Here is a 22,755-nt window from a genome sequence, read left to right as displayed (position 1 = left end):
GAGAAAGAAAAAGGAAATTTAACAAAAAAATCAGGAAGTGAGTACTTACGACTCAATCTTCCTGATCTTTTAAATAGGTGCTTTTCTAGAAAAAATAAATTTTTTAAGAAAAACCACTCTAACAACTATTCTTCTTTTCTTTTACCTACATAGAGTGTTAAAAGAATACCACTCCCTAGAAGCATTGGAATGACTTCTGTATGCGCTCCAGTATTTGGCAAAATAGCATTATTGTTAGTCTCATTAGCTACTTTATTTGTAGTTGAGATAGTACTTGCGACTAATGATGGATTCTTATCGGAATTCACTGGAATTGCTGATGGAATTGCTCCTCCAATAGTTGTGCTTCCAACAGGAGTATTATTTCCTGGTGTATTTGTAGAAGGTGTACTATTTGTTGGAGTACTATTTGTTGGAGTTCCATTTGTCGAAGAACCATTTGATGGTGTAACACTAGTCGTCGTTCCGTTAGATGGAATTCCATTTGTGGATGTTGGATTGGTAGGAGTTCCATTTGTTGGCGAAATAGAGCAATTACATGTTCCATCCTTTCCATCTTTCCCATTTTTAACTACGACTTCTTGTTTAGTTCCGTCAGGATTTGTTACTGAAATTGTATAACTTCCATCATTATTATCAGTTAATGTAATAACTGGAGAAATACCATCTTTCCCGTCAATACCATTTTGACCGGAAACACCTGGATCCCCTTTGTCTCCTTTAGGTCCGGTTTCGCCATCTTTTACAACAAATGTTCCAAGAACTTCATCAGTGGCTTCATCAAACTGACTATTACCGTTTTTGTCAAGGTAGAACGTTAGTTTTGTCTCTTTCTTAGCATCGTCGCGTTCTATTTTAACTTTTGGAGTTTCTCCGTCTTTACCGTCACGTCCAGCTTGACCTTGTTCACCTTGCTCACCTTTAGCTCCGGCTGCACCTGGATCGCCTTTATCTCCCTTAGGTCCAGCTACACCTTGAGGACCTGCTTCTCCTGGGTCTCCTTTATCACCCTTAGGACCGGCTACACCTTGAGGTCCAGCTTCTCCCGGATCACCTTTATCACCTTTAGGGCCGGCTACACCTTGAGGTCCAGCTTCTCCTGGATCGCCTTTAGGACCTGCTTTTCCGTCTTGTCCGTCTTTAACAATTAAAGTACCAAGAACGGTATCAGTGGCTTCATCAAACTCATTATTAGCATTTACGTCTTTGTAGAAGGTTAGTTTTGTCTCTTTCTTAGTGTCATCACGTTCTACTTTAACTTTTGGAGTTTCGCCGTCTTTACCGTCACGACCTGCTTGACCTTGTTCGCCTTGCTCACCTTTAGCTCCAGCTGCACCTTGAGGACCAACTGCTCCTGGATCTCCTTTGTCACCCTTAGGACCGGCAACACCTTGAGGACCAGCTTGACCTTGTTCTCCTTTTTGACCATCGGCGCCATCTTTGATTACAGATGTACCTAATACAGTATCAGTATTTTCATCAAACTCATTATTGGCGTTTACGTCTTTGTAGAACGTTAGTTTTGTTTCTTTCTTAGCGTCATTACGTTCTACTTTAACTTTAGGAGTTTCTCCATCTTTACCATTTTTAATGATTGTTTCTATTGGAGATTGACCATCAGGTTGAGTAATGGTGATTGTGTGAGTTCCGTCATTATTTTCTTTAACAGAAATTGTTGGAGGAGTCACTTGTTGTGGCGTAAGGTCAACAACATCAATCGAGATATTTTTTGTAATGGTTTTATTTCCACTAGAACTTGTTACCGTTACTGGAATATCATATTGACCAGCAACTGTTGGAGTTCCTTCAATTGTTTTCGTCTGCTCATTGTATGTTAGACCGCTAGGAAGTTTTGTTTGGTCAACACTCACTCTAGCATCAGAAGGAACCTGTAATGTAACAGGTCTAGCTTTATTTCCTAGAACAATTAACTGACGATCATTTTTCATATCAAGAGATACTGGATCATCAATAACCTTCAAGGTAATAATTTCTTCTGCTGTCCCTTTTCCTAATGAATCTGAATCGACAGACGCTTTCATACGAATTTTGTATACTCCAGCTTTTGTAGGAGTTCCACTAATTGTGTGAGTTGCACGATCATAATGTAACCCTGCCGTTGATTCTAGATAAGAGTCTAAGTCTGACTCAGGTAAATCTACACTTAAGTATCTTGCTCCAAGTTTTGAATGCTCGCTATGACTCACGACCATTTTTTTGATATTTTCGCCTAAATGGATGGTTTGTTCTTTGTCGGTTACATTGATACTTACAGGAAGAGGTCTGATATTAAATCTAATATATCCTCCAGACACCGGAGAATCTGCCATTTCAGCAAATGTTGCCTTATAAGGTACGTAATAATCACCAACTTTTGTAGCAGTTCCAGAAATTGTTTTCGTGGAAGCATTGTATGTTAACCCTTGAGGAAGTTTACTAGTATCAAGCTCTAATCTAGCCTTCTCATCAGAAACTGTTAATCTCACTTCGTCTACAGGAGATAGGACTGTTTTCTCTTGGTTTTTATTTTCAACTGTAACATTTAAATCCCTTGGTGTAACAGTGATTGTTACAGATGCACTAGCAGTTGTGTTGCCACTAATCGTCGCACTTGTTGCTGTAAATGTAGCTGTGTAAGTCCCAACTCTAGTCGGTGTACCTTCAAGCGTTTTAGATACTGAATTATAATTAACTCCTGGTGGTAGGGAACCGGAAGTTAGAGTAATATTTGCACCTTCTGCTTGCAACGGAATTGAAGGAAGAGCGTCTAAAACTTTCACTTCTTTACGATTATTAGGAATCGTAAAGTTAAGTGGTATACTATTTACTTTAATCTTAATTGTTGCAGTTGCTCTTTGGATACTTCCAGCAGCAGTAGTTCTTGTAACATCTGCTGAAGCGGTATAAGTCCCAACCTGAGACGGTGTTCCTGTAATTGTTTTTTTATCTTCAGACCATTTTAATCCTGTAGGTAAAGAGCCAGAAGTATAGTTTACTTTTGTGTTTTCTGGAATCGTTAGACTAATTGGTTCTATTTCTTTTCCTGCAGTAAATTCATAAGAAACGCTTGGGATATTAAACGCACCAGGTGTAACCGTTAGTTCAACTAGTTTTGTTATAGATTCTCCATTTTTTGAAGCTGTAACAGGGATAATATATTTCCCTTCATACTGGCCAACCCCCGAAAATTTCTTTAAAGTTTTATCATAAGTTAATCCAAAGGGAATTTTACTTTCATCTACATTTAATTCAGCACCCTCACTAGTATTAAACTGAATATCTTTATACTTATTCCCTTCAACAACTGTTTGTCTATCATTTGTAATCGTTAAATTTAAATTCGACACTAATCGAGGTGTAACTTCATAGGTAAATCTCGTTTTAATCTGGCGAATCTCATTTTCACTATTTAAATAGGTTGCCGTTACAATTGCAGTTTTCTTACCCTCAGTCTTTTTAACAGCAAATCCAGCTAAACCATTATTGCTGCTATTAGACTCAAAATGAACATGCTCATTATCCTCTTCATACTCCACAGACAGATTAGTAATATTCGTTCCACTTGTAAGAGAAATTGGTACATTAGGTATAGCTTGTCCCTCCTGCCAACTTTGATCAGGAATATTATTTAACCCCTCTAATACTTCAAACTTAAAAGTACGAAATAGATTGTTATCACCAAAATGTCCATCAATAGCTTTAGCTTTAAACGAATACACACCAGTAGGTAGGACTACCCCTGCCTTTTTAGTAATAATATATTTTGTCTTGTCTAAAGGATCTTTCTCAATAGTTATTCCTTGAGGAAGACTATCATGTTGAATCTCTAATGTGGCATTTGCTTTATTTAACACCAAATTTCCGATAGTCTGTTTCTGGTTTGTAGATGGAATGGCTACAGGTGTCGGATTTGATACTTGATAAATTTTATCAGTTTCAAACATAACATCAGCATTCGTTAATGTAAAGTTCGGGTGTTCTGATTTCGGCGTTGTTTGAGAGATTTCTTTAGTAATCAAATTTAGATGGTACGGTGTTACTCGACCAATGTTATCTGTCACTTCAAAATCCACAAAATAATTACCTGCTTTTTCTGGTAATCCTTTAAAATTAATACGATATGGAGATAGTTCTCTATCTTTTGCAGTTGTAGAGTATGCACTATAAAACGTCTCTACAGCCTTATTCCCAGTTAAATTGTCAGAAACTGAATATGGAGAAGTATTTAAAACAAACACATTATCAGCAGAAGCAGGTTTATCTATTGAAAATTCGACTTTTACTCCAGGACTAGCATTTTTAACCTCAAACTTTGTAATTTTAACAGGTGCATCATTGTTTACATTATTATATTCAGTTTTTTTCCCTGGAATAGACATCCATAAATTCGAAGTATATTGTGGAGTTTCTGCTGTAGTATCTGTAATAGTACTAGCCTTACTAGAGTTTAGATAGTACCCGAAAGGAGTTACAGTCATATACGCTGTATTAGTTTTGCTATCATAAGTAACAGAATCTCCCTTTAAATCGTTTGATCCAGTTTGTCCACTATTAAAATAAGAATAAGAATAATTATCAACAATTCTGTATAATGGAGGCTCTTCAACAATAAGATTAGCAACAATTCGAGTAGATGAATCTAATTTTGATTGAAGACCAATTTCATACTTTTTACTTGCTAATTGATGATTTAATGGTAAATCCCTTGTTAAAAAACCTGTTTCTTTTTCATAAGTAAATCCTAAATCTTTCGCATCTTGAGTTAATTCTACTTCATCAGGTGTAATCCGAGTTAATCCAACCTTATACCTTAATTCTAATGTAGAACCATCTTTAATTATTTTATAATCTAAATTCGATCTTCCCTCATCAGGGCCAAAATAACGTTCAAGGGTCATATAAGGTTTTTCGTTAACTGGAGAAGACACTTGCAACCCAGCTGTATTAAGCAGATAACTTACATTATCAGTGTGACCTGAACTTTTCATCTGATTCCATAAAGTTTCAATGGCATTGGATAGATTTAAACGAAGTATGTCTAAGGACTCTTGTTTTTCATCTTTAGAAAGAATAACAGCTCTTGCTTCCTTCAATAATTCGGATGTATGACGCAATAATCCTTCAATTTCGGATTTATTAGTTGAATCATTTAAATTATTTAAAAATTTTTCGGCTTCTTTCGTTACGACTTCGCCTTCAACGATTGCATTATTTAATTGCTCTTTTGAAAGGTTTGACTCTAAACCATCTTCTTTATTAGTTGTCTCTCTCGTTTTGTTATCTGTATTATCAGTTGTTACCTTGTTGATTTCTTCACTTTCAGAATTATTTACTTTATTAGATTCTAGATTAACAATTTCTTGTTCCTTTTTAAATTGGTTTGCCCTAGAAGTAATTTCCTTATTTTCTAATACTCCTTTTTCTTCACTCTGTTTAGTTGTCTCAGTCGGCAAACCAACTTTGGATATTTGTTCTTCTTCAGCATCTTTGTCTTGTGACTTTATACTAGATTCAATGACTTCACTAGCCTGAACAGCGGGTGCGCTTGATACAGTACCTAAAAAGAATTGTCCAATAATAACTGAAGCAACTCCAACACTAAATTTCCTTATTGCAAACTTTTGGCGTTTTTCAAATTTCATTATAATTCCTCACCTTTATTATGATATTTTACTTTTTCTCCTTCTTTCTTGTAGTCCTGCCACCATTCCTGAAATAAAACTATACAAATGATAATTAACATACCCAATCAGATAACAATCGTACAGTACCATTCTAGTTATTTTTAAATAAAAATCAACATAAATTGCCTGAAAAATTCAAAATATTTCAAACTTTGCGAAAAATTCATAAAGTTATATATTTTATTAGAATTTATTTCGAATATTGTGAGAATCAACACGTAAAAAAGGAGACTACCTTTTGATAATCTCCTTGATAAATTTAAAAACTTATTTGATTATTACAATTCTATATTTTTATTAGCAATCTTCTTTTTAAAATAGTTATCGTGTTCAACAAATATAAGAGTAATATCATTATCCAGTATTACTTTCTCAATTTGCTCTCTAGAAATTACGTCGATATAATTCATGGGTTCATCCCATATATACAAATGAGCTTTCGTAGCTAAGCTTATTGATAATAACAATTTCTTTTTTTGACCATCACTGTAAGACTCGATATCACTTTCTAACAGATCTTTCGAAATATTTAGTTTTGATAATAGAGTTCTACAGAGTGTCTCATCGACTTCCTTTGACCGAATATATTCTTTAAAGCTTCCTTTTAAATTTTTAATCTCCTGAGGAACATAAGAAATTTTTAGATTTTTTGGCTTTAAAATCATAGAGGACTCCACTTCTAGTTTACCAATCAGACAATTAAATAAAGTACTTTTTCCAGAGCCATTTTCTCCATTAATCGATATTCTATCCCCTCTTTTTATCACAAAAGAAAGATCTTGAAGAATATTTTTATCTCCATAATTAAAATAAAGATGATTCACTTTTATGAATTCCTTTTTAGGGTAGTTCAATGGTTGTAAAAACAAGGTTTCCTGAAGCTCTATATCTTTTAGTAACCGTTCTTTCTCTTCAATTAGTTTTTCTTGCCGTTTTATAAGATTCTTTGATTTTTTCATCATTTTTGCGGATTGATGCCCAATATATCCCTTATCTGGTTTAATTCCCGATATTTTATGCCCATTTTTAGTGTTTTCAATCCGATCGGACCATTGTTTGGTTTCCTTCGAAGCATCCTTTAATCGGCTAATTTCCTTTATTAGTTTATGATTTTCATTAAATTCTAGTTGATCTTTTTGGAGTTTGTTTTGATACCAACTACTGTAATTTCCACTTTGGATTTCTATACTATTGCGATTAATGGCTAATACATGATCGATACATCCATCTAAAAATTCACGATCATGTGAAATAACCATGAACCCCTGCCTTTTTTTACGAAGATATTCGCTCACTACCTTTCTTCCTAAGGAATCAAGATGATTCGTAGGTTCATCAATTAATACAAAAGCATCTTCCTTCGTAAACAGAATTCCAAGAAGAACTTTCATACGTTCTCCTGGAGATAATAAAGATAAAGGCTGATCCAAAACTCTTAAATCTAAACCTAATTGATTAAGCTCTCTTATAAATTTCCATTCTTCCTCTTCACTACTTTGTCTATATATTTCCAAACACGTTAAATCATGATTTTTAATTGTAGGAGGAAAATAAAAGCATGTAGTGCTATTTGTAATGACACCTGTATATTCTAATTCCTTCGTTAACATTTTTAATAAGGTAGTTTTACCGATTCCATTTCTTCCAATCAAACCTATCTTCCAATTTGTATCAAAAGATAGATTTATCTGATTAAAAATAGGTCTTAGACTACCATAGTAAGAAAAAGAAACATTCTTTAAAGAAATATCAGTCATGAACCCACCTCCTCTATTCTAATTTTACCATATTCATTTAAAGACACAAAAAGGTGATTACGATAATCGTAATCACCTTTATATTAATGGTATAAATTTGAGTAATCTTTAAGACCACCGATTCTATTTAGAGGCCAAACAGTAAATACTGCTTTTCCTTCAATTGAAGCCTGATCAATAAATCCAATCATTCGGCTATCCTTTGAAACTCCTCTGTTATCTCCCATTACGAAGTATTTTCCTTCTGGTACTTTATCTTCTCCAGTCAATTGTTTTAATGTAAAATCATCAATATAGACGGTCTTTTTATCACTATTCGAATTGATAAACGGCTGTTCTACCTGTTTTCCATTAATGTAAAGGACTCCGCCTTTCACTTCAACAGTGTCTCCAGGCATCCCAATCACTCGTTTAATATACTCTTTGTCTTCATCGGGTGCTTTCAAAATAACCACATCAAAACGATTAATACCTCCAAGTTTTGACATAATCATATGATCCCCATTATGAAGTGTAGGATACATCGATTGTCCACTAACCGTAAATGGTCTTCCTACAAAAACGTATAAAAGAAACATAATAGTTGCTGCAACAATTATTGACCAAATCCAACTCACAATTTCCTCGATGATTGGATGAAGTTTTTTCTTTTGTTTACTCTTATCTTTTCGAGACTGAAGACGTTCTTCAATAGATGATAGGCTTGAATTTTCTAGTTGATTCTCTTCGTTCATTCCTATCCTCCTTATTGTAATGCTTTCACCGCAGCTTTATATTGTGTATCGTTTTTCTTCAATTCTTCGCGAATTGCATTCATTAAAGCCGATCCCGTTTGTTCATTCACTTCACCAGTTTCTGAGATTCCTTTTGATTTTTGGAACTGTTTTACTGCTTCAGTTGTTTTAGAATCAAAATATCCATCTGCTTTTACATCATATCCTAAACCTTTTAAGATTGTTTCGATAGTTTTAACATTATCAGATACAGAACCTTCTTTTACGACTTCACGAGTATCCACAATTGTAATGTTATAGTATTCAGGCATTGATACCGCTTCGGTTGGTTCAATTCCTGTTTTGTGAATCCACGTTTCATTTGGAGTTAACCATTTAGCAGTTGTATATTTTAGCTCTGCGTTTTTTGAAACATCAACTACAGACTGTACGGTTCCTTTTCCGTATGTTTTAGAACCAATTAATTTTGCATTTGCAGATTCTTTAAGGGCTCCTGCTAAAATTTCAGATGCAGAAGCACTTCCTTCGTTCACAAGAAGCGCATAAGGTTCTGTGATTTTAAAGGTACCATATTCTTTAGAAGCTTTATAGGCTGTAATTTTACCATTTCTATCTTCAATATTTAAAATAGTCTTGCCTTCTTCTACAAACATATTACTAATCGCTAATGCTTGGTCTAACAATCCACCAGGATTATAGCGCACATCAAAGATAAATTTCTTCACGCCTTTTTGACGTAAATCAGTCACAGCATTTTCAACTTCTTGAGCTGTATTTTTAGCAAACGAATTGATTTTTACATGACCAATCGTTGGATCTGTTTCATCTACAGTGCCCTTTACAGTCTCAATGGAAATTTTCGCTCTAGTGATTTTTACTTCTAATTCTTGACTTCCACGTTGAATGGTTAAAGTGACATCTGTTCCAACTTCTCCACGGACTTTGGATACTACATAAGAAATACTTTTTCCTTCCATATCCTCACCATCTACTTTAAGAATTACATCGTTTTCTTGTAATCCTATTTTTTGAGAAGGTGTTCCTTCACGAGTATTACTGATAATCACTTTATTATTTTCAGATCTTAATTCCGCACCGATTCCTCCGAAAGAACCCGTTAGTGTTTCGTCTATCGCCGCTGTTTCTTCATTTACTAAATAGGTTGTATACGGATCTCCAGCTGCATCACTCATTCCTTTTAAGGCTCCATTAATAAGATTGTCTTTGGAGATGTTCTTATCCACATAACCGTTCATCAAAGTTTTATAGACTAACTCTATTTTACTTAAGTCTTCGTTAGAGAGCACGCTACTATTAGAATTTCCATTGGTAGTTTGCGTAGATTGCGTAGTTTGCGCTTGGGTTTGTGGTGAAACTGTAAGAGTTGTGCCAAAGTAAGTTAAAGCAGCAGTGATTAGTACAGCCAGTATTAAAATCCAAACGGAAACTTTTTTTGACTCTAAGCCTGTTTGAACAGCTCCTTGAGGTTTTGGATTATTTCCCATTCGGGTTCCTTCTTTCTATTCAAATTTTATGCACGAACTGTTTCTAACGCGATTTCCATCATGTCGTTAAAAGTTTGTTCACGTTCTTGTGCAGTTGTTTCTTCACCTGTTAACAGATGATCACTAATGGTAAGAATTGCTAAAGCTTCTTTCTTATGTTGTGCTGCTAATGCATATAGTCCAGCAGCCTCCATTTCAACACATAGCATTCCATAATCCATTAATTTTTTCTTATCTAATTCCGCATTATAGAAGCGATCTGATGATAGTACGTTTCCAACGTGTACACCTACACCACGATCTTTCGCAAGATGATATGCTTTATCCAATAAATTAAAGCTTGCAATTGGAGCAAACGTTACTTGATTATGGAAAATGTTATTGAAGATTGATGAATCTGTAGTAGCTCCTTGAGCTAATACAATATCACGAACTTTAACATTCTCTTGCATACCACCCGCAGAACCAATACGGATGATGCGTTCTGCACCAAATTCAGTATATAATTCTTTTGCATAAATCATAATTGAAGGAATTCCCATTCCACTTCCTTGAACAGAAACACGTTGTCCTTTATAAAGTCCTGTATATCCAAACATATTTCGGACCGCATTATATTGTTCCACTTCAGTCAAGTAATGCTCAGCAATAAATTTCGCACGTAATGGATCTCCTGGCATTAAAACTGATTCGGCAACTTGCCCTTTCGTTGCATTAATATGAACACTCATTGTTAAATCTCCTTTTCTGGGAAACCCCAATACTTATATATCCACTATTTTACTATAAAATGGAATTAATGAAAACTTAAAAAGGCACCTTTAAGCCTTTCTTAACAACGAATATGCTTCAGGTTCACAAAAAAGTCAGTTGGACAAATAACGATTTGCCTTCTATAATAAGATGTATTGAAAGGAGCGTGTTTCTATGAAAGAATCAACTCTCAAAAAAGAACGAAAAGTCCAATCGATAAAATCAGAGATTGTCGGTGAAGTCCTTAATGCGGTCACTCATGGCATTGGAGTCGCATTAGCCATTACTGCGCTTGTACTTCTCTTAATGAAGGCTGTGGCAGTCAATAATACCACGCAAATTATCGCATTTAGTGTTTATGGAGCTTCACTTATCTTATTATTTTTAGCGTCAACGCTCTATCATAGCTTTAAATTTACAAAAGCCGCAAAAGTATTTCAACGAATTGATCACTCTTCGATTTATTTATTAATTGCCGGTACTTATACCCCTTTCTGTTTAATCGGAATTGGAGGTCAAGAAGGTTTAATGTTCTGTATTGCTATTTGGATTTTTGCAGTTGGTGGCGTCATTATTGAAGCATTTTTTTTAGAGAAATTCTCCAAAATATCTGTCTTTCTTTATTTAGCAATGGGATGGGTATCCATTTTCACCTTGAAACCTTTATATGAAAGTATGGGTTGGGGAGGCATTTTCTATCTCTTCTTGGGTGGATTAAGTTATTCTCTTGGTACAATCTTCTACAAACGTAAATATCATAATTTTTACCATGTGATTTGGCATATATTCGTTCTAGCAGGAGCCATTTTTATGTTTCTGGCTATTTTCAAATATTTATAAAGCAAAAAAACATCTCTTAGAAAATTCTAAGAGATGTTTTCTTTTCTTTCAATTAGCATTGAATGTCATTTTTACATGAACCAGTTTCAACATATGCTTTTAAGTTTTCAAAACTTGTTTCAACCATGTTTAATACTGCTTCATCAGTGTAACTACCCATATGAGGTGTTAATAATACACGTGGGTATAATTCAACTAATTTACGGATAGCAGGATTTTTGATTTCTTGACCACGTAAGTCTTTGAAGAATACTTCGCTTTCCCCTTCTAAAACGTCTAAACCAACACCACGTAAGTGACCTGATTCTAATGCTTCGATGATCGCATCGATATCTTGTAATTCACCACGAGCAGTGTTTACTAAGATAGCACCTGGTTTCATTTTGCTGATGAATTCTTTAGTGATTACTTTTCCGTTTGCTGGAATGTATGGAGCGTGAATTGAAATCACGTCTGATTTTGCTAATAACTCATCTAAAGGTACTTGAGTACAGATATGATCAACGCCTTCTTTAGGGAAAGCATCGTAAGCTAATACGTTAGCGCCTAAACCTTTGAATAATGTTGCAGTTGTTAAACCGATACGTCCGATACCAACAACCCCAACAGTACAGTTACGGATTTCTTTAGCAAACATTTGAGTATCTACTGTGAAATCTTGTTGGCTAGTTTTTGCTGCAGTGTAAGCAACGTTACGTAATAATGTCATTGCTAAAGTAACTGCTAATTCACTAATTGCGTTTGGAGAATAGAAAGGAACGTAACCTAATTTCATTCCTAATGATTTTGCGTATTCAGCATCGATGTGGTTTACACCCACAGTACGAGTTAATACGTACTCTACTCCTAATTCTTTGTAGATATCTAAAGTTTCTTTGTTTGCCCAGCAGTTACCACGTAAGATAACAGCTTTGAAACCTTCTGCTTTGCGGGCAGTTTCTTCAGAATTTAAGTATTCTGGAATACATGTTAATTCGTATCCGAATTTCTTGTTTACTTGTTCGAAAATTGGTAATTCAACTTCACGAACCCCATATGCTAAAACTTTCATTTTAAATCCTCCATTTTATATAAATTGAAAAGTAGACCGAAATTCGATCTACTTTTTTGGTTTAACCTACTCCAGGGAAAATAACAGATCCAGCAACAATCCAGAAGACGATTGCGAATACTGCTAATACAGTTCCTAGTAATGAAGCATTACTTGCAAGTGCTGCTTCTTTATCGTATTTGATAGCGTAAGCCACTGCAACTGTTGCTGGTGGTGTAGCTAACATAATTAGAATCCCTTTTGAAGCTTCAGGAGCCATTGGTAAGAATGGGCTAACTGCGAAGATAATTCCAACGAATACTGCAGGAACTAAGATTAATTTAACAATGCTGTAGTACCAAACCATCTTATCTTTAACGGCTTCACCTAAAGAAATGTTTCCTAAAGTGATACCGATTGCTAACCATGCAAGTGGTGAGCTTAAGTCAGCTAAGTAAGTAATAGCTTTGAATAACCATGGAGCTGTCTTATCAATACGTAAGAAAGCATACATAACTTCTTTAGTTTCTTCACCAACTTTAACTTGAACAGCTACTTGTGGTAATGAAGATTGGAAAATCCAGATTAATAATCCGGCAAATGTTGCGATAACGATGATATTACCGAAAATCATTTTGAAGTTTTTCTTCTCGAATTTTAATCCGCTCATACGAATTAATCCGTAAGAATATAAGAACACACGGTAAGCTAAGTTGAAGATATTAGCATATAAAATACCAGCTGCTCCTAATAAACCGTTAATAATTGGAATCCCAAAGAAAGTTGTTGAACCGAATGTTGTTAATACTGATAAAGTAGTTTTACGGTCACCTTTCTCCTTAATAAAGAATAATTCTCCTAAAAGAATTAAAATGACATAAGCGATAAAGCCGAAAATAAATACGTTTAATCCAGTTGTGAATGTTTTGTCGTTAATGTCAACCATGAAGGCTTTGAACGCTAACGCAGGAAGTGCAACTGATAGTAAAACGTTAGATAAGACTTTACCACTGTTTGCATCAACAATATTTTTCTTGCGGATGAAATAACCCACTAAGATAATAGAGATTGTTGAAAAGATAGCAGACACAAATGCTGGTGCTGTTAAAATCTTAACGATGTTTTCCATTGGATAGATATCCCCTTTTCTTTTATTATATTTTTGTGCATTTAAAATGCCATAAAGTATAATAACACATTCTTTAAGAAATGTTTAACAAAACCCCTTGTTTTCATCAAATTTCATTCTGATTTTCATCAATCAAAAATGATTGGAAAACGTTATTTCCAAGAAACTTCCCTCGGTGAGTAAGAACGTACCCATCAGAAGTAGTTGTGAGCAATCCCTCTTCAATTAATTCTTGAATAACTTCTCTGTAGATTTCGTCCATTGAATTTCCAAATCTTTCCATGAATTCTTTCTTTGATACACCAGAAAATTTTCTTAACCCTAAGAACATGAACTCTTCAATTAGCTGTTTTTTAGACAATTGTGTTTCTGAAAAGATAGGAAGTTTCCCCTCTCGGAGCGGCTCAAGATAATGTTGAATAGGTCCATTGTTTTGGTAACGAACTCCATTCACATAGCCGTGGGCACCTGCACCAAATGCAAAGTACTCATCCGCCTTCCAATAATGCAGATTATGTCTTGATTCGTAACCAGGAATTGAATAATTGCTAATTTCATAATGATGGCGACCAAAGTCTTTCATCGTCTTCATTGCGAGTTCAAACATATCTGCTTCTTCATCTTGCGTCGGTAAGGGTAATTTCCCTTGCCTCATCAGATTATAAAAAACAGTCTTTTGTTCTAAAATCAGTGAATAAATTGAGTAATGAGGTAGATCTAGATCCATCGCCATTTTTAAACTCTCTTCAAAATCAGCAATCGTCTGTTTTGGAAGTCTGAAAATCAAGTCAATACTCATATTCTCGAATCCAACTTGTCTTGCATTTTCGATGGTACGGATTGCTGTTTCCTTTGTATGTTTGCGACCAATCGCTTTCAGTAAATCATTATTAAAGGTTTGAACGCCCATACTGAGGCGATTCACTCCTCCTTTTTTCATTACGGTGAGCAGTTCATGAGTACCATCATCAGGGTTCAATTCCATTGAAAACTCTGCACCTTTTTGAAGTGGTAAATATTGATGAATTCCATCCAATAATCGCTCCATTTGTTGTGGATTTAAAGAAGACGGTGTTCCCCCACCCACGTAGAGAGTTTCAAGAGGTTCAATTTTATATTTTTTCCCAGTCAGTTCCATTTCTCTAATCAATAATTCGATATATTCATCAACCGGCTGTCCTTCAATAAATACTTTGTTAAAATCGCAATAATAACAAATATGCGAACAAAAAGGGATATGAATATATGCTGCTTTTGGTAACACTATTCATCTCCCTCCTTTCTAAAAAATGGCTCCCTCTTGAACCTTAATATCTTCATCGTTTAAATAATCACGGATTGTCTCAATCGCTATCTGTAATGCTTTCGTGCTCTCTTCAAGAGGTAGAGACGGTTTATCCGTTGTTTGTTCTGGTATAAACGGAATATGCATAAAACCTGCTTTAAACGGTTTATCAGCCTTTGTTGCAGCAAATAACGCTTGGTACATGATGTGATTACATACGAATGTCCCAGCGGAATTAGATACTTCAACTGGAATTCCCGCTTCACGAATCGCTTTTACAATTCGTTTAATCGGTAAAGTTGAAAAATAAGCAGCTGCCCCTTTTGTTTGAATGGTTTCATCAATTGGTTGTTGGCTGATATTGTCTGGAATTCTCGCATCATCGACATTAATCGCAATACGTTCCATTGTAATTCCAGGTCTCCCCCCTGCTTGGCCAACGCTTAATACTGCATCTGGTTTCACTTCATTAATGACTTCATTCAAACGCTTTGCTGATTCCTTAAATACAGTCGGTAATTCTAAGCGAATGAGTTCTACTCCTTCAATTTCTGGAAAAGCCTTCACACATTCAATCGAAGGATTAATCTTTTCCCCTCCAAAAGGGTCAAATCCTGTCACAATAATTTTCATAACATCCCTCTATTTCGGATTATTATTTCTTAACGCTTCTACCTTTAATGGATCAGGCGTAATATACGTATTTTGTTGGCCTTCGTAGACTACAAAACCTGGTTTAGCTCCATTTGGTTTACGAATTTTCGATACTTGAACATAATCCACTGGAACCGTTCCTGAAAGACGATATTTCGAGTAGTATGCAGCAAGCATAGCGCCTTCACCAATTGTTTCTTCCGCTGGATTACTAGATTCAATAATCACGTGAGATCCTGGAATATTTTGTGCATGAAGCCATAAGTATTCCTTTTTCGCTTGTCGAAGTGTTAATTGGTCGTTTTGTAAATTGTTACGTCCAACTAGAATTCGCGTGCCATCAGTTGCGTAGAACACTTGTGGTTTTGCGCTTCCTTGTTTCTTAATGCCTTTTTTCAAGGCAGAACGTTTTAAGTAGCCGCTCTCTACAAGTTCTTCTCGGATGGCTTCTAAGTTAAAGACATCCGCTTCTTCAATTTGATAGATGACACTTTCTAAGTAATCCATCTCATTTTTCGTAGCTTTTTGTTGCTCATGAATATGCGTTACCGCATTTCTAAGTTTTTGGTATTTTTTAAAATACGCCTGTGCATTTTGAGAAGCCGTTAATAATGGATTTAATGGAATTGTTACTTCTTCGTAGTCTTGATAGAAGTTTTGAACCGTAACACTATTTGCACCTTTTTCAATTTGGTGTTGGTATGTGTTAATCAGATCTCCATATATACGATAATGATCCGCATCTTCTGTTCTGGCTAAATCTTCATCGAGTTTTACCATCTTTTCGCGATTCTTGCGAAGTTCGGATTTTAGCATTTGCAACAGGTGGCCTGCTAATTGCTGAATCTTTTCTTCTTGAATTTTCTGTACATAATAAACACTTAATAATTCAGAGAGGCTGTCAAAGCTTTGAGACTCACCAACCTTACTCATATAAGGAAATGGTAAGAAGTACGTCTTTCCATCCTCTGCCTTTGTAAGTGTAGGCTGAATCGCTGTATTTCCTTCTTCAAGATAGTGATGTAGCGCTTCGGCTAAACTTTGGCCTCCTCTTTCACTACGTTCCACAATTTCATGAGCAGTTTGCTTACTAATCCCTTGAAAGACATTCATCAAAGTTCGCTCATCTGGTTCACCACTATAAGGATGGAGTAAACTATCTAATTCAAAGAGCGAGTATTCAAAAGGATTCTTCTTCTGCGTTTGCGGTGGCAACACATAGCTTGCACCTGGTTGTAAGGTACGATAACTGTTTTGCCCAAGAGAGACACGTTTCACACAATCGATGATCGAGTTATCCTCTTGATTCACTAAAAATAAATTACTATGACGTCCCATCATCTCAATGGTGAAACGATAGCCAGCCTTATCTCCCAGTTCATCACGTGTAGAAACATCCAAATGTAAAATACGGTCATTTTCTACTTGAGAGAACGATTGAATAATAGACCCTTCTAAATACTTACGCAGAATCATACAAAAGTTAGGAGCAACTTCTGGATTCTCTGGTTTCTCAGAAATAAATTGTACACGAGCCATCATTGGGTGTGCCGAACAGACAAGCAAATAATTCTTACGGTTGGCACGAATGGTGAATTGTACATCGTATGGTAATGGCTGATGAATCTTTGTAATACGTCCTCCCACTAATTGAGGCGCCACTTCGTCCATCATCCATTTGGTGAAAATACCATCAAATGTCATGAACCCACTCCTTTCCTTTTCTAGTTAAAAATTATAACGCTGCTAATCGAGCGATTTCGATAATCACTTGTGTTGCTTTTTCCATTGATTCAACAGCAACATATTCATAGCGGCCATGCATGTTTTCGCCACCTGCAAAAATATTTGGCGTTGGTAATCCCATGAATGAAATCTTAGAACCATCTGTACCACCACGGATTGGTTTAATGATTGGAACGATGTCTAAGTTTTCTAACGCTTGTTTGGCCACATCCACACAACGGAAATCTTTTTCGATGATTTCTGCCATGTTGTAGTACTCATCATGTAAATCAACAGTAATGCGGTCTGTATCTAATTCTTTGTTCATACGAGAAGCGATACGTAACATCATATCTTTTTTCGCATTGAATAATTCGCGGCTGTGGTCACGTAAAATGTAGACTAATTTAGCTTCCTCAACAACACCTTCCGCTGCTACTAAGTGGTAAAATCCTTCACGCCCTGTAGTATGTTCAGGAACTTCGAACTCTGGAAGAGCATTTTGGAATTTACGAGCTAATTCTAATGCGCTCACCATAGTATCTTTAGCTGTACCAGGGTGAACGTTCTTTCCTTGAATACGAACTGTAGCACGGCAAGCGTTGAAGCTTTCATATTCTAATTCGCCAACTGGTCCACCATCCATTGTATAAGCAAAATCGCACGCGAATTGTTCTACATCGAATAAATCAGCTCCACGTCCGATTTCTTCATCTGGACCAAACGCTACACGAATTTTTCCGTGTTTAATTTCTGGATGTTGTAATAAATAAGCCCCAGCTGTAACAATTTCTGTCACACCAGACTTATCGTCAGCACCTAGTAAAGTTTTACCATTTGTTGTAATTAATGTTTGACCAACATAGTTCTTTAAGTTCGGGAAGTCTTTAGGGTCTAATACGAATTTTCCTTCTTCGTCTAGGACAATTGCTTCACCGTTATAGTTTTCGTGGATTTGAGGTTGAATATTTCTAGCTTCAAAATCAGCTGTATCTACGTGAGCAATAAATCCAATAGTTGGCACTTCGTGGTCTACGTTAGATGGAATTGTTGCTGTTAGGAAACTGTTTTTAGGATTTAAATACACTTCTTGGAATCCTAATTCATTTAATTCTTGTTCTAAGTCCTTTAAAAACGCTGTTTGAGATGGCGTTGTTGGGACTGTTTGACTTGTTTCGTCAGATCTTGTTTCTTTCTTTGCGTAACGGATAAAACGTTCTGTTAATTCTTTATGCATTTTCTTCACCTGCTTTATAAAATTCAAATGGATCTGTAAAAGTTTCACTTTCAATCACTGTTACATCCCAATTATTTTCTTCTTTCCATTCACGAGCCCATTTGGCTAATTGTTTTCGACATACAACTTCGATATGATGCCCAGCATCCACTAGGAATAATGAAGTCTCTTGAATATCATGCGCTGTATGGTAAAAAATATCACCTGTTACAAAGGCATCTGCGCCGTTTTTTAGTGCATCCAAGTAATAGTTTCCGCCAGAACCGCCCATCACAGCGACTCTAGAGATGAGTCCATCTGGATTTACACGAGAAGGAACGTAGCGGAGCCCCTTGAGTTTGAAACGCTCAGTAACAAAAGCGATAAATTCATCCCCTGTCATTGCTTTTGGAAGATTTCCAACACGACCAAATCCTAGCGTCTTGCCTGCATTCTTCAATGAGAAGACGTCGATTGCTGGTTCTTCATAAGGATGTGAAGCTCTTAAGCTTTTTAAAACATCACTTAATACTTCTTCAGAACAAACAACCTCTAGTTTCACTTCTTCTACAAATTCTGGTTTATTTAACGAACCAATTGCAGGATTTGCGCCTTTAACGGGTGTAAATTGTCCAACTCCTGAAGTTTGAAACGCGCAGTCTTTATAGTTGTCCCCAATTGCTCCAGCACCTGCTTCAAACATGGCTTCTAAAACTTTCTCTGCATTATTTTTAGGAACATAAGTAATGACTTTGACAGATGGAATGGTAGTCGTTGGAGACATCACCGTCACATCCGTTAATAGCAATTCATCTGCCAACCAATCATTCACTCCACCTTTGACTACATCAAGGTTAGTATGTGCCGCATAAACCGCAATATCATGTTTCAAAATTTGTTGGAACATTTTATTTTGCGGAACCGTTAAATCAAATAACGCAACTGGTCTAAAGATTGGTGGATGATGTGCGATAATTAAATCAACGTTTTTAGCAATCGCTTCTTCAATAACACTTGGACGAATATCCAGCGTAGTCATAATCACTTTAACTTCTTGATTCCAATCTCCAAAATGAAGTCCAATGGGGTCTTTTGGAACGGATAAACTCTTTGGCACGCGTTTTTCAAAACGACTTACCACATCTCTAACTGTTGGCACGATCAATCACTCCTTTCAATTCATTAAACGCTTTTTCAAACTGCTCAATTTTTTCATGTTGAGGCGTCTTACTCTTTTGTAATTGCTCCAAAATTTCTTTATTTTTACGGTTCATACGTGTCCATTTTGCAACCGATAATTCTGATGGTCCTTTTAGTAAAATCGGACCGTATTTGATTTCTAATTCTGTATACTCTACTCGTTCTTCGACTGGTTCCGCAACGATAATTTCATATAACCGATGATTATCTTCAACAACCGTCTCATGAGTAATACGGTACGAATGATTCATTAACCATTCACGTACAAAATGTTCTGCAACGTTTGGTTGAAGAATGAGACGTTCTTTACCGTTTAAATGACCGCCACTGAATCCAGCTTCTAGGATCCGAGAAATGAGTTCGCCGCCCATCCCACAAATCGTAACAGCAGTAATCTCATCTTCTTTTGAAAGAATTTGCAATCCGTCCCCAAAGCGTACTTCAATGCTCTCTTCCATCCGGTAATCACGAACTGTTTGCTTTGCTGATAAGAACGGTCCTTCGACCACTTCTCCTGCAATGGCTGAAGTAATCTGGTTATTTTGGATTAAATACACTGGTAAATACGCATGGTCACTACCAACATCGCATACCTTTGAATCCTTTGGAACAAAACTAGCAACTTTAGTTAATCGTTCTCCTAATTCAATCATTTTATACCTCTACATTCTTTTTCTTACGAAATAAATATGACTTTTACACCAATGCTCTTTAGATAAGCTACTGTTTCAGGGTCAGCGGTATGATCTGTAATTAAATGAGTAATCATATTACAATCAGCCGTATGGAAGTTTGAATCACGACCCACTTTAAATCCTTCCGTAACGATGATGCGGTGCCCTGTTGTCCGTTCTAAAATCACACGGTTTACGGCAGTCTCTGGAAGTGCATAGGTTGAAATTCCGTTTTTACTAATCCCTCCAACCCCTAAAAAACAAATATCTGCACGGGCTTTAGAGAATGAGTTGATTGCAAAATCCCCTACAAGAGATTTCTTTTGTTCGAAAATTTCACCACCACTAATCACAATAGATGCTTTCGTAGATGGCTTTTTGAAGATGGAACGACCATTATTCGTTAAAATCGTAACATTGGCATCCGCTAGAAAATTTAATAACAAAAAGGCAGTAGAGCCTGAGTTAATAAAGACCATATTATGATCTCGTACTAATCCCGCGGCTCTTCTTGCAATGTTTTTCTTCATGGAATTATATTGAATTTGTTCCACGTTTTCCTGTTTAATTTTTCCAGCAAGGAAACGTGCGCCTCCGTAGAAGCGCTCGACAACTCCTTGATCTTCAAATTGTTGTAAATCTCTTCGAATGGTGATTTCAGAAACTTCTAACTCTTTCGATAAGTCTTCAACAGACATCTCTTGGTTTTCTTGTAAAAGCTGAAGGATACGTTGTTGTCTTTTAAACACAACCCCTTTACTACTCTTCAAAGTTTCTTCCTCCTTTTAGAAATCCATTCCCGTCTTATTTAATTTTTAATGAAAGCTCATCTAGTTGTTTTGCTGACACTTCACTTGGAGCTTGTGTCATTGGATCTACTGCTGAACTGTTCTTAGGAAACGCGATTACTTCACGGATGTTATCTTCACCAGCAAGTAACATTACTAAACGGTCTAAACCAAGAGCAATTCCTCCGTGTGGTGGGAATCCGTAATCTAATGCGTCTAATAAGAATCCAAATTGACTTTCAGCAGATTCTTTTGTGAATCCAAGAACTTTAAACATCGCTTCTTGCATATTGCGACGGTAAATACGTAATGAACCTCCACCTAATTCATATCCGTTTAATACGATATCATAGGCTTGTGCTTTCGCTCCAGCTGGATCATCGATTAATGCTTGGAAGTCTTCGCTCACCGGACGAGTGAATGGGTGGTGCATTGCAACATAACGGTCTTCTTCAGCGTCATGTTCTAATAATGGCCAATCAACAACCCATAAGAAGTTGAATTTGTTTGTATCGATTAAGTTATGTTTCTTACCAAAGTGTAAACGTAATTCAGATAATGATTGTGCAACCACTGATGGTTTGTCTGCACAGAAGAACACGATATCTCCTACTTCAGCGTTGATACGTTCACGGAAAGCAGATTCTTGGTTCACGATGAATTTCGCGATTGGCCCTTTTAAGCCGTCTTCTTCGACTTTAATCCAAGCCAAACCTTTAGCGCCGAATTTAGCTACAAAGTCCGCTAAGCTATCGGCATCTTTACGAGAGTACTCATCCGCAAGACCTTTTAAGTTAAGTACTTTAACTTCTCCGCCATTTTCAATACATGAACTGAACACTTTAAGGTCAGATTCTTTCATGATATCGCTCACATCGATTAATTCTAAGTCAAAACGAGTATCAGGTTTATCGTTTCCGTAACGAGCCATTGCTTCTGCAAACGAAATACGAGGGAATGGAGTTTGAACCTCCACATCCAATGTATCTTTCATCACTTTCTTCAATAAGCCTTCCATCATCTCTTGGATTTCTTCAGCTGATAAGAAGCTTGTTTCGATATCGACTTGTGTAAATTCTGGTTGACGGTCTCCACGCAAGTCTTCGTCACGGAAGCAACGAACGATTTGGTAGTAACGGTCTAATCCAGCACCCATTAACAATTGTTTAAATGTTTGCGGTGATTGAGGTAATGCATAGAAGCTTCCTTCGTGAACACGTGAAGGTACTAAATAGTCACGCGCTCCTTCTGGTGTTGATTTTGCTAAAATTGGAGTTTCAACATCGATATAACCTTCGCCATCTAAATACTCACGAATAGATTTAGTCGTTTTATGACGTAAGCGTAAGTTTTCTAATACAGGACGACGACGAATATCTAAGTAACGATATTTCAAACGCAATTCTTCTGATGGTTTTTGTTCGTCATCGATATAGATTGGAGAAGTTTTTGCTTTAGAGAATACTTCAACTTCATCGACTAATAATTCAAATTTACCCGTTTTTAGATTTGGGTTTTCTAGGCCTTCTCCACGATAAGCCACTTCACCAGTTACTTGAATCACATATTCAGAACGTAATTTTTCTGCGATTTCAAACGCTTCTTGGTTACGTGCTGGGTTAAAGACTACTTGCATAATCCCTTCACGGTCACGTAAGTCAATAAAGATAACTCCACCGTGGTCACGACGTTTTGCCACCCAACCATCTAATGTCACTGTTTGTCCAACTAATTTTTCACTAATTAATCCACAATATTCTGTTCTTCTTTTCATATCCATC

16 protein-coding genes are annotated in these 22,755 nt (G+C 36.3%); 1 reads left to right on the top strand and 15 read right to left on the bottom strand.

All coding sequences use genetic code 11. The features are described from left to right. Positions 1–125 precede the first annotated feature (125 nt). The 5 genes from NQ540_RS04810 to deoD form a co-directional block, all read right to left on the bottom strand. Positions 126–5,642, bottom strand: a complete 5,517-nt coding sequence (locus tag NQ540_RS04810; RefSeq protein ID WP_005605427.1) for a putative Ig domain-containing protein — start codon at positions 5,640–5,642, stop codon at positions 126–128. 320 nt (positions 5,643–5,962) lie between these two features. Then, a complete protein-coding gene (abc-f, locus tag NQ540_RS04805; protein ID WP_005605426.1) occupies positions 5,963–7,441 on the bottom strand; it encodes a ribosomal protection-like ABC-F family protein in 1,479 nt (492 codons plus the stop codon). An 83-nt stretch (positions 7,442–7,524) separates the two neighbouring features. Next, entirely contained in the window at positions 7,525–8,175 is a 651-nt protein-coding gene (gene lepB, locus NQ540_RS04800) for a signal peptidase I (RefSeq protein WP_005605425.1), read from the bottom strand. Positions 8,176–8,186: 11 nt separating this feature from the next. Continuing rightward, positions 8,187–9,680, bottom strand: coding sequence for a S41 family peptidase (locus NQ540_RS04795; protein WP_005605424.1), 1,494 nt, complete (start codon positions 9,678–9,680; stop codon positions 8,187–8,189). A gap of 26 nt (positions 9,681–9,706) precedes the next feature. Further along, the gene (gene deoD / locus NQ540_RS04790; protein WP_005605422.1) at positions 9,707–10,411 is read right to left on the bottom strand and encodes a purine-nucleoside phosphorylase; all 705 of its coding nucleotides are present in this window, start codon (positions 10,409–10,411) and stop codon (positions 9,707–9,709) included. A 196-nt stretch (positions 10,412–10,607) separates the two neighbouring features. Between deoD and trhA the strand changes: the two genes are divergently transcribed. Further along, positions 10,608–11,273 carry a PAQR family membrane homeostasis protein TrhA gene (trhA, locus tag NQ540_RS04785; protein ID WP_005605420.1) on the top strand — a complete coding sequence of 222 codons (666 nt, stop codon included), beginning with the start codon at positions 10,608–10,610 and terminating at the stop codon, positions 11,271–11,273. A 52-nt stretch (positions 11,274–11,325) separates the two neighbouring features. Here the strand turns inward: trhA and NQ540_RS04780 are convergent, their stop codons facing one another. From NQ540_RS04780 to aspS, 10 genes are all read right to left on the bottom strand, one after another. Next, on the bottom strand, positions 11,326–12,324 hold the full coding sequence (locus NQ540_RS04780; protein WP_005605418.1) for a 2-hydroxyacid dehydrogenase: 999 nt from the start codon (positions 12,322–12,324) through the stop codon (positions 11,326–11,328). Between the two features lie 61 nt (positions 12,325–12,385). Next, positions 12,386–13,432, bottom strand: a complete 1,047-nt coding sequence (locus tag NQ540_RS04775) for an AEC family transporter (protein WP_005605416.1) — start codon at positions 13,430–13,432, stop codon at positions 12,386–12,388. A gap of 106 nt (positions 13,433–13,538) precedes the next feature. Then, positions 13,539–14,696, bottom strand: coding sequence for a radical SAM family heme chaperone HemW (gene hemW, locus NQ540_RS04770; protein WP_005605415.1), 1,158 nt, complete (start codon positions 14,694–14,696; stop codon positions 13,539–13,541). Positions 14,697–14,714: 18 nt separating this feature from the next. Next, positions 14,715–15,350 (bottom strand): pyroglutamyl-peptidase I, encoded by a 636-nt coding sequence (pcp, locus tag NQ540_RS04765; protein WP_005605414.1) that lies wholly within the window; start codon positions 15,348–15,350, stop codon positions 14,715–14,717. Positions 15,351–15,359: 9 nt separating this feature from the next. Further along, complete coding sequence (locus NQ540_RS04760; RefSeq protein ID WP_005605413.1) at positions 15,360–17,075, bottom strand: NFACT RNA binding domain-containing protein; 1,716 nt, start codon at positions 17,073–17,075, stop codon at positions 15,360–15,362. Between the two features lie 31 nt (positions 17,076–17,106). Beyond that, positions 17,107–18,333, bottom strand: coding sequence for a peptidase T (gene pepT / locus NQ540_RS04755; protein ID WP_005605412.1), 1,227 nt, complete (start codon positions 18,331–18,333; stop codon positions 17,107–17,109). Continuing rightward, a complete protein-coding gene (locus NQ540_RS04750; RefSeq protein WP_005605411.1) occupies positions 18,326–19,471 on the bottom strand; it encodes a Nif3-like dinuclear metal center hexameric protein in 1,146 nt (381 codons plus the stop codon). The genes pepT and NQ540_RS04750 overlap by 8 nt, the downstream gene beginning before the upstream one ends. Then, positions 19,458–20,165 (bottom strand): tRNA (adenine(22)-N(1))-methyltransferase, encoded by a 708-nt coding sequence (locus NQ540_RS04745; protein ID WP_005605409.1) that lies wholly within the window; start codon positions 20,163–20,165, stop codon positions 19,458–19,460. Before NQ540_RS04745 ends, NQ540_RS04750 begins: the two co-directional genes overlap by 14 nt. A gap of 23 nt (positions 20,166–20,188) precedes the next feature. Further along, a complete protein-coding gene (locus tag NQ540_RS04740) occupies positions 20,189–20,956 on the bottom strand; it encodes a DeoR/GlpR family DNA-binding transcription regulator (protein ID WP_005605408.1) in 768 nt (255 codons plus the stop codon). Positions 20,957–20,990: 34 nt separating this feature from the next. Beyond that, a complete protein-coding gene (gene aspS, locus NQ540_RS04735) occupies positions 20,991–22,748 on the bottom strand; it encodes an aspartate--tRNA ligase (protein ID WP_039848770.1) in 1,758 nt (585 codons plus the stop codon). Positions 22,749–22,755: the final 7 nt, after the last annotated feature.

This window comes from Granulicatella adiacens ATCC 49175, from assembly GCF_025150565.1.
Classification (GTDB): Bacteria; Bacillota; Bacilli; order Lactobacillales; family Aerococcaceae; genus Granulicatella; species Granulicatella adiacens.
This window is presented reverse-complemented; position numbering and strand designations above follow the sequence as displayed.

Coding starts and splice junctions, on each gene's coding strand:
- NQ540_RS04810 (WP_005605427.1), bottom strand. CDS start 5,642: ATGAAATTTGAAAAACGCCAAAAGTTTGCAATAAGGAAATTTAGTGTT.
- abc-f (WP_005605426.1), bottom strand. CDS start 7,441: ATGACTGATATTTCTTTAAAGAATGTTTCTTTTTCTTACTATGGTAGT.
- lepB (WP_005605425.1), bottom strand. CDS start 8,175: ATGAACGAAGAGAATCAACTAGAAAATTCAAGCCTATCATCTATTGAA.
- NQ540_RS04795 (WP_005605424.1), bottom strand. CDS start 9,680: ATGGGAAATAATCCAAAACCTCAAGGAGCTGTTCAAACAGGCTTAGAG.
- deoD (WP_005605422.1), bottom strand. CDS start 10,411: ATGAGTGTTCATATTAATGCAACGAAAGGGCAAGTTGCCGAATCAGTT.
- trhA (WP_005605420.1), top strand. CDS start 10,608: ATGAAAGAATCAACTCTCAAAAAAGAACGAAAAGTCCAATCGATAAAA.
- NQ540_RS04780 (WP_005605418.1), bottom strand. CDS start 12,324: ATGAAAGTTTTAGCATATGGGGTTCGTGAAGTTGAATTACCAATTTTC.
- NQ540_RS04775 (WP_005605416.1), bottom strand. CDS start 13,432: ATGGAAAACATCGTTAAGATTTTAACAGCACCAGCATTTGTGTCTGCT.
- pcp (WP_005605414.1), bottom strand. CDS start 15,350: ATGAAAATTATTGTGACAGGATTTGACCCTTTTGGAGGGGAAAAGATT.
- NQ540_RS04760 (WP_005605413.1), bottom strand. CDS start 17,075: ATGACATTTGATGGTATTTTCACCAAATGGATGATGGACGAAGTGGCG.
- pepT (WP_005605412.1), bottom strand. CDS start 18,333: ATGCATAAAGAATTAACAGAACGTTTTATCCGTTACGCAAAGAAAGAA.
- NQ540_RS04745 (WP_005605409.1), bottom strand. CDS start 20,165: ATGATTGAATTAGGAGAACGATTAACTAAAGTTGCTAGTTTTGTTCCA.
- aspS (WP_039848770.1), bottom strand. CDS start 22,748: ATGAAAAGAAGAACAGAATATTGTGGATTAATTAGTGAAAAATTAGTT.